The sequence below is a fragment of the Microbispora triticiradicis genome, from assembly GCF_005864065.1.
GTDB lineage: Bacteria > Actinomycetota > Actinomycetes > Streptosporangiales > Streptosporangiaceae > Microbispora > Microbispora triticiradicis.
Window position 1 is genome coordinate 501,734 of the sequence record NZ_VANP01000001.1, and the last position, 14,819, is coordinate 516,552.

The following is a 14,819-nucleotide window of genomic DNA, read 5'->3' on the forward strand; positions in this document are numbered from 1 at the left end:
CCAATGGATGGACGAGGAGGCCGGGCCTTTGGTCCGGCCCTACGCGCTGACAGGGGGCCGGGCGCGGCCCTCCGGCGCGAAACTCGATCTCATCACGATGGTGACCACCACGGGTTCACGCAGGGACCTGTCCGGGATAGGTCCCGAGCAGCGGCGGATCCTCGACCTCGCGCGCCGCGGCGCGTCGGTGGCGGACATCGCGTCCGACATCGACCTGCCCTTGGGCGTGGTCCGCGTCCTGATCGGGGATCTGCTCGATCTGGGACTCGTCGAGGCACGGGCTCCGGGCAAAGTGGCGCCGCTGCCAAGCGAGCGCATTCTCAAGGAAGTGATCAATGGCCTTCGCGCCCTCTGAGGAGCCGGTCGCCCTCAAGATATTGGTGGCCGGCGGCTTCGGCGTCGGCAAGACCACGCTGGTCGGCGCGATCAGCGAGATTCGCCCCCTCCGTACGGAGGAGGTGCTGTCCGACCGCAGCGTCGGCGTCGACGACACCGACGGCGTGGAAGCCAAGACGACCACCACGGTCGCGATGGACTTCGGACGCATCACCATCAGGGAAGGCCTGGTGGTCTACCTGTTCGGCACCCCCGGGCAGGAGCGCTTCTGGTTCATGTGGGACGAGCTCAGCTACGGCGCGCTCGGCGCGGTCGTGCTGGCCGACACCCGGAGGCTGACCGACTGCTTCCCGTCCATCGACTACTTCGAGCAGCGCGGCACGCCGTTCATCGTGGCGGTGAACTGCTTCGACGGGGCGGACCGGCACGAGGCCGACGACGTGCGGATCGCCCTCGACCTCGATCCGGAGGTGCCCGTCCTGCTCTGCGACGTACGGCGGCGCGCCTCGGCGAAGGTCGTGCTCGTCACCCTCGTGGAGCACGCGCTCAAGATGCTGACGGCCGCCCAGCGCTGAGCGGCCCGACCCCGGCGGATCAGCGGTGGGCCGCGAGGTCGGCCCGCCGCCCGCCGATCCACTCACGGAGCGGCGGCCCCCAGGTGAGCTGGACGAGCCGCAGGGCGAACAGCCCGAGGACGGACACCTCGGCGGTCAGCAGCAGCCGCTCCACCAGGCCGATCATGACGCCGTGGCCGGGCAGCGCCACGTAGGTGATGGCGGCGAGGCCGAGGCCGGAGGCGAGCGCGAGCCATTCGAGCGGCCGGGCGACGGCCTGCCACCGCTCGTCCTGGCCGAGCCGGCCCACGAGCTGGATCGCGGCGGCGGGCACGCTCACGAAGGCGGCCGCCGACAGGAGTCCGTGCAGGTCGCCCTGCCAGCTCGTGTCCGACGGGACGACCGCCGCGCCGATGAGGGAGGCGCTCCACAGGCCGATCAGGCGGGCGGGCCAGCCGTCCACGGGCGCGTGCACGGCGCGCATCCCGGCCAGCAGGGCGAGGGAGGCCAGGCCGAGGACGGCCATGGCGGTCTCGATCACGCCACCGGCGTCGCGCGCCGCGTACTGGCTGATCGTCATGGAGACGGGGTCCAGCGAGGGCTCCCCGCCCACCTGCGCCGCCACGACGGTGACGACGGCGAGCAGGATGCCACCGCCGGCGAGCAGGGGATAGATCCTCTTGGCCATACCTTGAGGATCCCGCGTACGGCCCGTTTCTAACATCCGGGACAACGCGTACATCACCCCGATAGGGGGTCAGGGTCGTCTCAGGGTGGGGTCTCCGGGGTCACGTGGACCCCACCCCGGACGTCTACTCCTGCGCGCCTCTACTCCTGCGCCGCCTCGTGGTAGCGCTCGCGCAGGCCGGGAGTGGGGTCGCCCTCGTACCGCTCGGTGCCGCCCGACTCCCAGTGGGGCGGCTCCGGCTCGCCGGACAGCAGCCAGGCGGCCTGCTTGGCGGCGCCGTCCGCGACGTACTCCCCGGGGGTGGGGACGAGCACCGGACGCCCGAACACGGTGGGCGCGATCCGGCGCACCGCCTCCGAGCGGGCGCCGCCGCCGATGAGCAGCACCCTGGCCGGCTCGACGCCGAGCGCGTCCAGCGCGTCGGCGAGCCCGCACAGCATGCCCTCGACCGCGGCCCGGGCCAGATGCTCGGGGCTGGAGTTGGACAGGCGCAGCCCGTGCAGCGAACCGGTCGCGTCGGGCCGGTTGGGGGTGCGCTCTCCCTCCAGGTACGGCACGAGCACCAGCCCGCCGGAGCCCGCGGGCGCCCGCAGGGCCAGATCGCTCAGGCCCTGGGGGGTGACCCCGAGCATCCGGGCCGCCGCGTCCAGCACCCGCGCCGCGTTCAGCGTGCAGACCAGCGGGAGGTACCGCCCGGTGGCGTCGGCGAACCCGGCGACCAGCCCGGCCGCGTCCGCTGACGGGGTCTCCGAACAGGCGAACGCCGTCCCCGACGTGCCGATGGACACCACCACGTCACCGGGCCGCATGCCGACGCCGAGCGCCGCCGCCATGTTGTCCCCGGTGCCGGGCGCGAGCAGCGCGCCGCCGTGCTCGGCCGTACCCGCCTGTTCGGCCGGGCCGAGCACGCGGGGCAGTTCCGGCACCCGGCCCATGGCGAGTTCCAGCAGGTCGGTGCGGTACTCACCGGTGGCGGGCGACCAGTATCCGGTGCCGGAGGCGTCTCCCCGGTCGGTCGCGATCGTGTCCGGCCGCCCGGCGAGGCGCCAGGTGAGCCAGTCGTGCGGCAGGCAGACCGACCGCGTACGGCGGGCGTTGTCCGGCTCCTCGCGGGCGAGCCAGCGGAGCTTGGTCACCGTGAACGACGCCACCGGCACGCTGCCGACGGCCTCGGCCCATGCCTTCGGGCCGCCCAGCTCGGCGACCAGGTCGGCCGCGGCCCCGGCGGACCGGGTGTCGTTCCACAGCAGCGCGGGCCGGACCACCTCGCCGTTCTCGTCGAGGCAGACCATGCCGTGCTGCTGTGCCCCCACGCTGACGGCGGCGACGTCCGCCAGGCCGCCCGCCTGCTCGATCGCGCCCTGCAGGGCGGTCCACCAGTGGTCGGGATGGACCTCCGTGCCCTCCGGGTGGGGGGCACGGCCCTCGCGCACGAGGGCCCCGCTCTCCGCGTCCCGGATCACGACCTTGCAGCTCTGGGTCGACGAGTCGACCCCTGCCACGAGCGTCACAGTCGTCCCCTCACTCTGTCTTCCGGCCGGGCGGTCAGCCGCGGACGCCGAGGAGGTGCTCCAGCGCGAGCTGGTTCAGCCGGGTGAAGTGGAAGCCGCGGGCGGCCACCTCGTCGACGTCGATCGACTCGGCGAGGACGTCGTCGTAGGTCTCGCCCTCGGCCAGGGTCGGCTGGGCCAGCTCGGTGAGCTTGCTGGCGGCCAGCGCCTCCTGCACCTCGGGGTCGGCGCGGAAGGCCTTCGACTTCTCCTTGAAGATGAGGTAGGTCCGCATGTTCGCGGCCGCCGACTCCCAGACGTCTTCCTTGTCCTCGGTGCGCAGCGGCTTGTAGTCGAAGTGGCGCGGGCCGTCGTAGCCGCCGTTCTCCAGCAGGTCGACCAGGAAGAACGCGCTCTTCACGTCGCCGTGGCCGAAGACGAGGTCCTGGTCGTACTTCGGGCCGTGCTGGCCGTTGAGGTCGATGTGGAACAGCTTGCCGTGCCACAGCGCCTGGGCGATGCCGTGGACGAAGTTCATCCCGGCCATCTGCTCGTGGCCTACCTCGGGGTTGAGGCCCACCATCTCGGGGTGCTCCAGCGAGTTGATGAAGGCCAGGGCGTGGCCGATCGTCGGCAGCAGGATGTCGCCGCGCGGCTCGTTCGGCTTGGGCTCCACCGCGAACCGGATGTCGTAACCCTTGTCGATCACGTACTGGCACAGGAGGTCGAAGCCCTCCTTGTAGCGGTCGAGCGCGACCCGCACGTCCTTGGCGGCGTCGGACTCGGCGCCCTCACGGCCGCCCCAGCACACGTACGTCGTGGCCCCGAGCTCGGCGGCGAGGTCGATGTTGCGAATGACCTTGCGAAGGGCGTACCGCCGGACGTCGCGGTCGTTGCTGGTGAACCCGCCGTCCTTGAAGATCGGGTGGGTGAACAGGTTGGTCGTGGCCATCGGCACCTTCAGGCCGGTCTCGCTGAGAGCCTTCTTGAAGCTCTCGATGGCCTTGGTCCGGTCCTGCTCCACCGCGAGGAGGTCGTCGTCGTGGAACGTCACACCGTACGCGCCGAGCTCGGCCAGGCGGTGCACGCTCTCGACCGGGTCCAGCGGGGCCCGGGTGGCGTCGCCGAACGGGTCGCGCGCCTGCCAGCCGACGGTCCACAGCCCGAACGTGAAACGGTCCTCGGGAGTGGGGGTGTACATGAGTCGCCTCCGAATTAGTCTATGTTGTGGACTAAATATCCGACGTGGCGGGCTCTGGGTCAAGAGGGCGTGTCCAGGTTCTCAACCCCCGATAGTGGAGGGTGTGATGTCGCAGGCCGTACGACACGACGCGATGCGCGCCCGGAATCTGGCGCTCGTACTGGGCGAGGTCGGCGCACGCGGCGCGGTGACGCGCGCCGCTCTCGCCGAGATAACGGGCCTCACCAAGACGACCGTCTCCAAGCTGGTCGGAGACCTCATCGAGGGCGGGCTGGTGGTGGAGACCGGCGCCGTCCGGGACGGCGAGCGCGGCCGGCCCGGCGTCGAGATCCGGATCAGCGGGCGCCATGTGGCCGCCCTCGGCCTGGAGGTCAACGTCGACTACCTGGCCGTGTGCGTGGTCGACCTCGCCCGGACCGTGCGACTGCGCCGTACACAGGCTGTGGACAACCGCGCCGCACTCCCTGTGGACAGCATCGCGCGACTTGGGGATCTGGCCGCGAACGTTGTGGACGAGGCTGTGGAGAAGGGCCTCCGGGTGGTCGGCGGGGTGCTGGCCGTGCCCGGCCCTGTGGACAGGGCCACCGGCGACGTCCGGAACGCTCCCAACCTGGGCTGGCGCGACGTCCCGCTGGCGTCGCTCCTCCAGCACTTCCCCTTCCCCGTACGCGTCGAGAACGAGGCGAACCTGGCCGCGCTCGGTGAGCTGTGGTTCGGGTCGGGACTGCCCGATTTCCTGCACGTTTCAGGGGAGATCGGCATCGGCGCCGGACTCGTCGTTCGCGGCCGGCTCTTCCGGGGGGCGCACGGCTTCGCCGGCGAGCTCGGGCATGTCGTCGTCGCGCCCGACGGGCCGCAGTGCCGCTGTGGCGGCCGGGGATGCCTCGAACAGTACGCCGGGCAGGACGCGCTGCTGGCCGCCGCCGGGGGCGTCCGCGGCCAGCTGGGCGTCGCGCAGGTGGCCCAGCGCCTGCGGGAGGGCGACGAGAGAGCGCGGGCGGCCTGCGAGCGGGCGGCGTGGGCGCTCGGGGTGGCCCTGTCGTCGGCGATCAACCTCGTGGACCCCGGCGCCATCGTCCTCGGCGGGATCTACGCGCCGCTCTTCCGCTGGATCGGCGACGTGGTCGGGGACACGCTGCGGGCCCGCCTCGGCCAGATGCGCGGCACCGTGCCACCGGTGATCGTGTCGCGGCTCGGCGCGGAGGCGGCCGCCCTCGGCGCGGCCGGCCAGGTGATCGAGCAGGTCATGGCCGACCCCGCCGCCCTTTTACACACCTGAGCTAGACTTACTTGAGAGCTCAAGTAACGGGAGGGCGTCATGCCGGTCCAGCGACTCAACCACGCGGTTCTCTATGTGCGGGACGTCGACCGCAGTGTGGCCTTCTACCGGGAGGCTCTGGGCTTCCGCGTCGTCAACGCGCTCCCCGGGGCGGCGTTCCTGCAGGCGGAGGGGTCGTCGAACGACCACGACCTCGGGCTCTTCCAGATCGGCGCGCAGGCGGGGCCGTCGTCGGCGGGCCGGGCGACGGTGGGGCTCTACCACCTCGCGTGGGAGGTCGACACGCTCGCCGAACTCGACCGCGTCGCGACCCGGCTGGCGGCGATGGACGCCCTGGTCGGCGCGTCCGACCACGCCACCACCAAGGCCCTCTACGCGAAGGACCCCGACGGGCTGGAGTTCGAGGTCTCCTGGCTCGTGCCCGCCGACCTGATCACCGACGAACTCCTGGCCGGACGCACGACGATCAGGCCGCTCGACCTGGCCGCGGAGCTGGAACGATACGGTGCGCACACGCGCGGCGGGGTCGGCGTCAGCGTCTGACCCGGAACCTGACCGAAACGCCTACATACGGCAGGTCAAAAGGGCTAAATGTAACGGGTTTGCCTTCATTGACCGACCTATCAGTACCACTTATCGCGAATCCCCTTCCTCACCCCCTCGTCCGGCTCTAGCATGATCGCGGTCTGCACCGGTACGGCGAGGAGACAGGACGAGTCGTGGACGACGAGGCCCAGCGCGAGGCCGCCGCGAGAGCGGCCCGAATCGACACGAGCAAGCCGAGCATCGCCCGTGTCTACGACTTCTTCCTCGGCGGCAAGGACAACTTCGCCATCGACCGCCAGATCGGGGAGGCGACCCTGAAGATCGCGCCGGACGCCCCCGCGGCCGGCCGGTCGAACCGGGCCTTCCTCCGGCGCGTCGTCCACCATCTGGCTGCCGAGGCGGGCATCCGGCAGTTCCTCGACATCGGCTCCGGCCTGCCCACCCAGGGCAATGTGCACCAGGTCGCCCAGGCGGCCGCTCCCGAGTCGCGGGTCGTCTACGTCGACAACGACCCCATTGTGCTCGTCCACGGCCGGGCGCTGCTCGCCACGAACGGGAGCACCACGGTCATCGAGGCCGACATCCGCGACCCGGAGTCGATCCTGAACCACCCCGGGGTGCGCGACCTCATCGACTTCACGCAGCCGGTGGCCCTGCTGCTGTTCGCGATCCTGCACCACCTCAACGACGACGAGGACCCCCACGCGATCGCCGCCCGCTTCCGGGACGCCCTGCCGTCCGGCAGCTACCTGGCGCTGTCCCACTTCCACAATCCGGGCCCGTCCATGCCCGAGGTCTCGGCCCAGGCGACCACCGCCGAGAAGCTGTTCAACGAGAACCTCGGCACCGGCCGGTGGCGCACGCACGACGAGATCGTCGCGTACTTCGGCGACATGGAACTCCTGGAGCCCGGCGTGGTCCCGCTCGCGGAGTGGCGGCCGGACCCCGGCGAGCCGGTGGACCGCGGAATCACCTACCACACGTTCGTCGGTGGCCTGGCCCGGAAGCACTGAGATCGTTCCGGCCGAATAAACGTGAGTTAGGTCACTGTCCCCGCGCCGGGCCGTACGGGTATCAGTGCAGGCGGCGTCACGTCCGGCGACGGACGGGCGGCCGCCCTGGTCCCCGTACGGCCGGTGGCGCGGTTGACACCGGTCGGTGAGGACGGTGATGCTCGGAGGTGGTTGCCCCTCTACAGGAAGGCGGCACCGCATGATGACCGTCAATGGGTCGTTCGAATCCACTCGCACCAAGAATCTGCTCTACACGGACTCGCAACTCAGCATCCGCACCTCCGTGGACGGGTCCGTCCGCCTGATCGGCCAGATCGATCTCACCAACGGCGACGCCATCGCCGGCGCCCTCAACAAGGCCTGGACGAAGTCCGGCGCGCAGGGCGTGGACGTCGCCGAACTGAGGTTCATCGACCTCTACGGCCTGCGCGCCCTGGCCGTGCTGTCCGACTCGCCGGTCGGCCACCCCATCCAGCTCAACAACGTGCGGCCCGCGCTGCGCAAGCTGCTGCTCATGCTGGACTGGCCCGCCTTCACAATGTCCTGATCCAGGGCGTTTCCGCCGTCGCGGATGGAGGAAAAGTATCGGAGGACGGTCGTCCGGCCGTTCTACCGTCATTCGTGAGTTCCCCCCGACTCTCGCGAGGAGGGGTGATGATCCTCACTGAGGGACTCACGACATCGGTGGCCCTCTTGCGGAGCGTGCTGCCCGAACCGCTCCGCGACCTGCTGCCGTGCACCCGTGAGGTGCGCCTCTGCCCGGGAGGGCTGCGCATCGGCCTGCACGGCATCGGCCGGCCGGGCTCCGAGGAGGCCGCCACGCGGCTGGAGACGCGGCTGGGCGAGGTCCCGGGCGTGGAACGGGCGGAGGTCAACGGCCGCATCTCCTGCGTCTTCGTCGCCTGCGACCCCGAGCTGACCGACCGGGACGAGCTCCTGAGGCTCACCGCCGAGCTCGACTCGCTGGAGGAGCACGCCCGCGAGACCCCCGTCCACCTCGCCCACGAGCACCTGAGGGCGACCGTACGGCTGGGCGCGGGCCTGGCCGGGATCGGGTGGGTCTTCCTCGCCAGGGCGGTGCGGGTGCCCCGGCTCCCCGCCGCCGTGCCCTCGCTGGTGCAGCTCGTCAACGCGACGCCCGCGCTCCGCGAGGAGCTCGACCGGCGCCTCGGCCGGCGTCCCGCCGATGTCCTGTTCACCACGGCCAACCTGGTCACCCAGACGCTCACGCTCCGCCCGGCGGGACTGCTGGTGCACGCGGCGGCCTCGTTCGGCCGCTATGTGGAGACCAAGGCGGGCCGGTACGCCTGGAAGGACCTGGAGGAACGGCTGGCCGAGCGGCCGGGCTCCTACCACCACGTCAGGGCGGGGTCGCGGCCCCGGCCCTGCCCTCTCCCGCACGGCCCGATCGAGCGGTACGCCGACGTGGTCGGCCCGATCAGCGCCGCGGGCTACACGGCGGCCCGGTTCCTCACGCGGGGCGAGCGGGCGGTGTCCGTGCTCGTCTCGGCCACTCCGAGGGCCGCCGACCTCGGCCGGGAGGCGTTCTCCGGCGCCGTCCTCCGCGCGCTCGGCAAACACGACACCGTCGTCTTCGACGCCGACTCCCTGCGCAGGATGGACCGCGTCGACACCGTGATCCTCGACGCCGCCGCCCTCACGACCGGCTCGTGGACGATCGACCGGGTCGAGCCTCTGGTGGACGGACTCGACACCGACGAGCTGTACTCCCGGCTCTACTCCCTCATCGACTTCGCCGACCCCGGGCGCATACGGAACGGGGACGGGTGGTCCGCGCGGCCGCTGCCGGACCCCGCGCGGCTCGTTCCCGGCGGCGACGGCTGGCGGAGCCGTGGACTGCGGGCCGTGGAGGTGGCCAGGGACGGCGCCCGGGTCGCCGTCGCCGGTCTCGCCCCGGAGATCGACGCCCTGGCCGTGCCCGTCGTCAGCGCGGCCAAGGGGGCCGGCACCGTCTTCCTCGCGGGCGGCGACGAGGGCCTGGCACGGCGTCTCGCCATCTCCCGGATGCTGCCCGGCGGCGCCGAGCTCGCCGGGCGCGTCTACGAGCTTCAGGCGGAGGGCCGCTGCGTGGTCGTCGTGTCCGCGGGCGCCCGGCACGCGCTGGCCCAGGCCGACGTCGGCCTCGGGGTCGTCGATCCGAAGGGGATCGTGCCGTGGGACGCCGACATCGCCGGGGAGCTGCACGGCGTCCACCTGTTCCTGCGCTGCCTGCCCCGCGCGCGCCGCACCAGCGCGAACGCCGTACGGCTCGGGGCCGCGGGCGCGGTCGTCGGCACCCTGCTCGCCGTCGCGGGCCCGGCCGGCACGGCCCTGCGGCGGGCGCAGATCGCGGGCGCCGCCGTCTCCGGGGCCGCCATCGCGCTCGGCGAGTGGGCCGGGCGCGGCGCGGGCCGGATCCCTGTCCCGCCCCGCGCCGACACCACCCCGTGGCACGCCATGTCCGCCCGGGAGGTGCTCTCCCGGCTCGACTCCTCGCCCCAGGGCATCGCCGGGCAGGAGGCGGAGCAGCGGCGCGCGCAGGCCGCGCCCGAGGAGGAGGAACGGCCGCACTCGCTCACCCGGGCCACCGTGGAGGAGCTCGCCAACCCGCTCACGCCCGCCCTCGCCACCGGTGCGGGCATCTCCGCCATGGTCGGTTCGATGCTGGACGCGGTGCTGATCGGCGGTGTCATGGTCGTGAACGCGTTCCTCGGCGGGGTGCAGCGGTTCAAGGCCGACCAGGCGCTGCACCGCCTGACCGAGTCGACCGAGGTCCTCGTACGGCTGCGCCGGCCCGAAGGGGTGGTCGAGGCCTCCAAGGACGACCTCGCCCCCGGCGACGTCATCGAGCTGCGCGCGGGCGACGCCGTGCCCGCCGACGCCCGCGTCATCAAGGCGGTCGGGCTGGAGCTCGACGAGTCCAGCCTCACCGGGGAGTCCCAGCTGGTCGCCAAGACTGCTGCGCCGACCATGGCGGCGGCCGTCGCCGACCGCGTCTCGATGGTCTACCAGGGGACGACGGTCGCGGCCGGCAGCGGCCGGGCGGTGATCGTCGCGACCGGCGACCTGACGGAGGCCGGGCGCAGCGCCCGCCTCGCCGGCGAGCCCGGCCCGCCGACCGGTGTCGAGCTGCGCCTGCGGGAGCTGAGCCGGCGGATCCTCCCGCTCTCGATCGCCTCGGGGCTGGTGCTGCTCGTGACCGACCTCCTGCGCGGCCGGTCCCTCGCCCAAGCGCTGACCCCCGCCGTCAGCCTGACGGTCGCCGCCGTGCCCGAAGGGCTGCCGTTCGTGGCGACCGTGGCGGAGCTGGCCGCCGCCCGACGGCTGTCCAGGCGGGCCGCCCTGGTGCGCAACCCGTCCACGATCGAGGCCCTGGGCCGGGTCGGCGTGCTGTGCTTCGACAAGACGGGCACGCTGACCGAGGGCCGGATCAGCCTGCGTCACATCTCCGACGGACGCGCGGGCCGCCCGGTCGAGGCGGCGGACGCGGACGTCGCGTTGCGGCGCGTCCTCGCCGCGGCCGTGCGGGCGAGCCCCCGGTCCGGCGCCGGGCGGGTGATCGCCCACCCGACCGACCGCGCCGTGCTGGAGGGCGCCCACCGGCTGGAGGTCATCCCCGAGGAGGGGTTCGAACACTGGGAACGCGTGGACGAGATGCCGTTCGAGCCCGGCCGGGGATACCACGCCGTGCTCGGCCGGACCGAGCACGGCCACCTGCTCAGCGTGAAGGGCGCCCCCGAGGTCGTGCTCACCCACTGCACCACGGTCCACCGCGAGACCGGTGCGGTGCCCTGCGACGAGTCCGTACGGCTGGAGCTGGAGCAGGAGGTGGAGCGGCTGGCCCGGCAGGGTTACCGGGTGCTCGCCGTCGCGCAGCGGCCCGCGTCCGACCGGAGCGACCTGGACGAGTCGCGCATCGAGGAGCTGTGCTTCCTCGGCTTCCTGGGCCTGGCCGACCCGGTCAGGCCCACGGCCGCGCAGAGCGTCGGCCGCCTCATGCGGGCCGGGGTCAGGGTCGTCATGGTCACCGGCGACCACCCCAGCACCGCCGAGGCGATCGCGGTCGAGCTGAACGCGCTGAACGGCGGGCGGGTGATGACCGGCCCGGCGCTGGACGAGCTCGACGACGAGACGCTGACCAAGGTGCTGCCCGAGGTGTCGGTCTTCGCCCGGGCCACCCCCGCCCACAAGGCCAGGATCGTCACCTGCCTGCGCCGGGCCGGAGAGGTCGTCGCCGTCACCGGCGACGGCGCGAACGACGCGCCCGCCATCCGCACCGCCGACGTCGGCATCGCCCTGGGCTCGCGGGCCACCCCCGCCGCCCGGGCCGCCGCCGACCTCGTCGTGACCGACGACCGCATCGAGACGATCGTGGACGCCATCGTCGAGGGCCGGGCGATGTGGAGCTCGGTGCGCGACTCGCTGAGCATCCTCCTCGGCGGCAACATCGGCGAGATCGCCTACACCGTGGGGTCCTCCCTGCTCGCCGGCGGCAGCGCGCTCAACGCCCGGCAGCTCCTGCTGGTCAACCTCCTCACGGACATGGTGCCGGCCATGGTGGTCGCCGTACGGCCGCCGGCCTCGACCGACCCGGAGAGACTGCTCGCCGAGGGCCCCGAGGCGTCGCTGGGCGCGTCGCTGACCCGCGACATCTACCTGCGGGCCGCGGTGACGGCGGGCGCGGCCACGGTCGCGTGGCTCGCCGGCCGCCTCAGCGGCACCCGCACGCGGGCGAACACGATCGGTCTCGTCGCGCTCGTGTCGGCCCAGCTCATGCAGACGATGGTGGAGGGCGGGCGGGACCGGGTGATCGCGCTGGCCGCCCTGTCGTCGCTCGCCGTCCTGGGGTTCATCGTCACGGTGCCGGGGGTCAGCACCGTCTTCGGGTGCCGACCCCTCGGACCGGTGGGCTGGGTCATCGGCCTCAGCAGCGCCGCGGCCGCCACCTTCGTGGGCGTGCTCGCAGGGCGACCGGCCGTACGGTGATCAGGGGCGGGCCGCCTCCGCCTGCCGTACGGGCGTGCGCGTGGGCGTCGCCCCGGCGGCGGGGTCGCCGGGCCACCAGAAACGGTCGCCCAGCAGCGTGACCAGCGCGGGGACGAGCACGCTGCGCACGAGGACCGTGTCGAGCAGCACGCCGAACCCGACGATCACCCCGATCTGGGTGAGCGTGATCAGCGGCAGCACGCCGAGCACGGAGAACACCGCCGCGAGCAGGACCCCGGCGCTCGTGATGACCCCGCCGGTCACCGCTAGGGCGGTGACCACACCCTCGCGGGTGCCCTGCTCCGCCGCCTCCTCCCTGGCCCGGGTGGCGAGGAAGATGTTGTAGTCGATCCCCAGCGCCACGAGGAACAGGAAACTCAGCAGCGGGACGTCGAGGTCGAGCGCCGGGAAGCCGAACAGGTGCCTGAAGGCGAACCAGCCCGCCCCGAAGCTCGCCCCGAAGCTCGCGATCACGGTCAGCACCAGCGTCACCGCCGCGACCACCGAGCGGAGCAGGGCGAGCAGGACGAGCAGCACCACTCCCAGCACGAGCGGCATGACCAGCTTCTGGTCGCGCGTGGCCGCGTCGCGTTCGTCCAGGTCGACGGCCGGCTGCCCGCCGACGACGGCCTGCGCGCCGGGCACGGCGTGCACCGCAGCGCGCAGCGCGCGGACCGCCGAGAAGGCGGCCTCCGTGCCCGGTTCCGCCCGTAGCACCACGTCGGCCCGGGCGTACTCGGCGGTCCGGTCGCCCGGCGTGACCCGCACGACCCCGGGCACCCGCGAGGCGGCGGCCTCGACCTCTTCGGCCGCGGAGGCGCGGGAGATCAGCACGAGCGGCTGCGCGCTCCCGGCCGGGAAGGCGCGGCCGAGCGTCTCCTGCCCCGCGATGGCCTCCACCTTCTCCCGGAACTGCTCCGTCTGCGACAGGCCGACCTTCAGCCCGGCGACGCCCAGGCCCAGCACGGCCAGCACGGCCACGCTCACCGTGGTCATCAGGGCGGGCCGCCGCGACACCGCGCCGCCCACGCGCGCCCAGACTCCGTCGCGGGCCGGGTCCGGCTGCCCCGTCTTCGGGGCGAACGGCCAGAACAGCCCCCGGCCGAACAGCACGAGCGCGGCGGGCAGGACCAGCAGGGCGTAGCAGACGGCGGTCACGATGCCGATCGCCCCGGCCAGCCCGATGCCGCGTACGGCCGGCGAGTCCGCGAGGACCAGCGTCACCAGGGCGAGCGTGACCGTCGCCGAGCTGGCCAGGACGGCCGGGGCCGCCGAGCGGACGGCCCGCGCCATGGCCTGGTGCCGGTCGTCGTGGACGCGAAGCTGCTCCCGGTAGCGGGCGATGAGCAGCAACGCGTAGTTGGTGCCCGCGCCGAACACCAGCACGGAGGTGATGCCGAGGGTCGAGTCGTCCACGGTCAGCCCGGCCGTGCGGGTGAGCACGGCGACGATCTTGGCCGCGACCTGGTCGGCGACGCCGATGACGCCGAGGGGGACCAGCCACAGCCACGGGCTGCGATAGGTGATCAGCAGCAGGAGCGCGACGACCGACGCGGTGACCGCCAGCAGGGTGAGGTTCGCGCCGTCGAACACCGCCGCGAGGTCGACCTTGAACCCGGCCGGGCCGGTGACCTGCGCCCGCGCCCCCGCGGGCAGGCCGGCCGCGGCCTCCTCTCTGACCTTCCGTACGGCGTCGGTGAGATCCGCGAGCGGCAGTGCGCCGCGCAGCGGCACGCTCAGCAGCGCCACGTCGCCCTTGTCCGAGTAGACGGGCGGCGGCACCCGCCCGCCCGCCGCCAGCGCGGTGAGCCGCCGCGCGTCCGCGTCGATCGACGCCCGGTCCTGCGGAGACAGCCCGCCGTCACGGCTGTAGACGACCAGGGCCGGCGCGAGCTGGCCGCTCGGCAGCCGCTGTTGCAGCCGGGCCACCGTGGCCGACTCCGCGCCCCTGGGCAGCGCGGCGGCCGGGTCGGTGTTCACCTTCGACGCGCCGCCGAGCGCCAGGGCCAGACCGGAGACGACGATCGCCAGGACGACCGCGAGCCACTTGCCCCGGGGACCCCAGAGCGCCGCCCATCCACTAGTATCTGCTCGCCTCATCCGCCATCTCTTTCCATGGTGAAATATTTCAGACCGTGGAATATTTCTACCGTGGAAAGATTAGGTGGAGCCGGGGGTGGTTGGCAACGCGGGAGGTGGTGCGTGTGGCCGAGGAGACCATCGATCCCTTCGAGCTGATGAACCTGATGCGGCGTCTCAACGTCGAGGTGGACCGGTTCGCCGAGAAGTTCGCCGTCGACCACGGACTGCACCGCACGGACCTCGACGCGCTCACCGTGATCATGGACGCCTCACGTGAGGGGCGGCCGCTGACCCCTGGGGCACTGGGCGCGGCGCTCAACCTGAGCGCGCCCGCCACCAGCGCCCTGATCAACCGTCTTGAGCAGGCCGGCCATCTCACGCGGCATCGGAGCACCGGCGACCGGCGCAAGGTGGAACTCGCCATGCACGAGCAGGCGGCGGCCCTCGCGGGCCGGTTCTTCGCACCGCTCGGACGGCGGATGTCGGCGGCGCTCGAAGAGTTCACCCCCGAGGAGCGCCGGGTCATCGGGCGCTTCCTCGGCCGGAGCATCGAGGCCACCGTCGCGGCCCGGCAGGAGACGACCCAAGAGGGCTCGTGAGAAGGGCTCGTGAGAAGGACGCGTGAGAAGGCCGCGTGAGAGGGC

At 72.9% G+C, this 14,819-nt stretch carries 12 protein-coding genes; 8 read left to right on the forward strand and 4 right to left on the reverse strand.

Features of this window, described 5'->3' with window-relative positions; translation table 11 throughout:
* Window positions 1–7 precede the first annotated feature (7 nt).
* Both FED44_RS02385 and FED44_RS02390 read left to right on the forward strand, forming a co-directional pair.
* Window positions 8–355 carry a DUF742 domain-containing protein gene (locus FED44_RS02385; RefSeq protein ID WP_244301666.1) on the forward strand — a complete coding sequence of 116 codons (348 nt, stop codon included), beginning with the start codon at window positions 8–10 and terminating at the stop codon, window positions 353–355.
* Window positions 336–911: a GTP-binding protein gene (locus FED44_RS02390; protein ID WP_111700339.1), complete on the forward strand. Its 576-nt coding sequence runs from the start codon at window positions 336–338 to the stop codon at window positions 909–911. The genes FED44_RS02385 and FED44_RS02390 overlap by 20 nt, the downstream gene beginning before the upstream one ends.
* Window positions 912–930: 19 nt before the next feature.
* Here the strand turns inward: FED44_RS02390 and FED44_RS02395 are convergent, their stop codons facing one another.
* The 3 genes from FED44_RS02395 to xylA form a co-directional block, all read right to left on the reverse strand.
* Window positions 931–1,578: a DUF998 domain-containing protein gene (locus tag FED44_RS02395; RefSeq protein ID WP_111700338.1), complete on the reverse strand. Its 648-nt coding sequence runs from the start codon at window positions 1,576–1,578 to the stop codon at window positions 931–933.
* Window positions 1,579–1,718: 140 nt separating this feature from the next.
* Complete coding sequence (xylB, locus tag FED44_RS02400) at window positions 1,719–3,089, reverse strand: xylulokinase (protein WP_138459572.1); 1,371 nt, start codon at window positions 3,087–3,089, stop codon at window positions 1,719–1,721.
* Window positions 3,090–3,123: 34 nt separating this feature from the next.
* Window positions 3,124–4,269, reverse strand: a complete 1,146-nt coding sequence (xylA, locus tag FED44_RS02405) for a xylose isomerase (protein WP_111700336.1) — start codon at window positions 4,267–4,269, stop codon at window positions 3,124–3,126.
* A 133-nt stretch (window positions 4,270–4,402) separates the two neighbouring features.
* Between xylA and FED44_RS02410 the strand changes: the two genes are divergently transcribed.
* From FED44_RS02410 to FED44_RS02430, 5 genes are all read left to right on the forward strand, one after another.
* Window positions 4,403–5,548: an ROK family transcriptional regulator gene (locus tag FED44_RS02410; protein WP_244301667.1), complete on the forward strand. Its 1,146-nt coding sequence runs from the start codon at window positions 4,403–4,405 to the stop codon at window positions 5,546–5,548.
* 39 nt (window positions 5,549–5,587) lie between these two features.
* Window positions 5,588–6,091, forward strand: coding sequence for a VOC family protein (locus tag FED44_RS02415; RefSeq protein WP_111700334.1), 504 nt, complete (start codon window positions 5,588–5,590; stop codon window positions 6,089–6,091).
* Between the two features lie 176 nt (window positions 6,092–6,267).
* Window positions 6,268–7,107 (forward strand): SAM-dependent methyltransferase, encoded by an 840-nt coding sequence (locus FED44_RS02420; protein ID WP_187405958.1) that lies wholly within the window; start codon window positions 6,268–6,270, stop codon window positions 7,105–7,107.
* Window positions 7,108–7,306: 199 nt separating this feature from the next.
* Window positions 7,307–7,654, forward strand: coding sequence for an STAS domain-containing protein (locus FED44_RS02425; protein ID WP_111700333.1), 348 nt, complete (start codon window positions 7,307–7,309; stop codon window positions 7,652–7,654).
* Window positions 7,655–7,761: 107 nt separating this feature from the next.
* Window positions 7,762–12,093 (forward strand): cation-translocating P-type ATPase, encoded by a 4,332-nt coding sequence (locus FED44_RS02430; protein WP_138459573.1) that lies wholly within the window; start codon window positions 7,762–7,764, stop codon window positions 12,091–12,093.
* Here the strand turns inward: FED44_RS02430 and FED44_RS02435 are convergent, their stop codons facing one another.
* On the reverse strand, window positions 12,094–14,193 hold the full coding sequence (locus FED44_RS02435; RefSeq protein ID WP_138459574.1) for an MMPL family transporter: 2,100 nt from the start codon (window positions 14,191–14,193) through the stop codon (window positions 12,094–12,096).
* A gap of 104 nt (window positions 14,194–14,297) precedes the next feature.
* On the opposite strand from FED44_RS02435, the gene FED44_RS02440 reads away from it, so the two are divergent.
* Window positions 14,298–14,774: a MarR family winged helix-turn-helix transcriptional regulator gene (locus FED44_RS02440; RefSeq protein WP_208758794.1), complete on the forward strand. Its 477-nt coding sequence runs from the start codon at window positions 14,298–14,300 to the stop codon at window positions 14,772–14,774.
* The last annotated feature ends 45 nt before the right edge of the window (window positions 14,775–14,819 follow it).

What these genes read in the sequence shown, in the direction of transcription:
- FED44_RS02385 (WP_244301666.1), top strand. Translation starts at nt 8, where the DNA reads ATGGACGAGGAGGCCGGGCCTTTGGTCCGGCCCTACGCGCTGACAGGG.
- FED44_RS02390 (WP_111700339.1), top strand. Translation starts at nt 336, where the DNA reads ATGGCCTTCGCGCCCTCTGAGGAGCCGGTCGCCCTCAAGATATTGGTG.
- FED44_RS02395 (WP_111700338.1), bottom strand. Translation starts at nt 1,578, where the DNA reads ATGGCCAAGAGGATCTATCCCCTGCTCGCCGGCGGTGGCATCCTGCTC.
- xylA (WP_111700336.1), bottom strand. Translation starts at nt 4,269, where the DNA reads ATGTACACCCCCACTCCCGAGGACCGTTTCACGTTCGGGCTGTGGACC.
- FED44_RS02410 (WP_244301667.1), top strand. Translation starts at nt 4,403, where the DNA reads ATGCGCGCCCGGAATCTGGCGCTCGTACTGGGCGAGGTCGGCGCACGC.
- FED44_RS02415 (WP_111700334.1), top strand. Translation starts at nt 5,588, where the DNA reads ATGCCGGTCCAGCGACTCAACCACGCGGTTCTCTATGTGCGGGACGTC.
- FED44_RS02425 (WP_111700333.1), top strand. Translation starts at nt 7,307, where the DNA reads ATGATGACCGTCAATGGGTCGTTCGAATCCACTCGCACCAAGAATCTG.
- FED44_RS02430 (WP_138459573.1), top strand. Translation starts at nt 7,762, where the DNA reads ATGATCCTCACTGAGGGACTCACGACATCGGTGGCCCTCTTGCGGAGC.
- FED44_RS02435 (WP_138459574.1), bottom strand. Translation starts at nt 14,193, where the DNA reads ATGAGGCGAGCAGATACTAGTGGATGGGCGGCGCTCTGGGGTCCCCGG.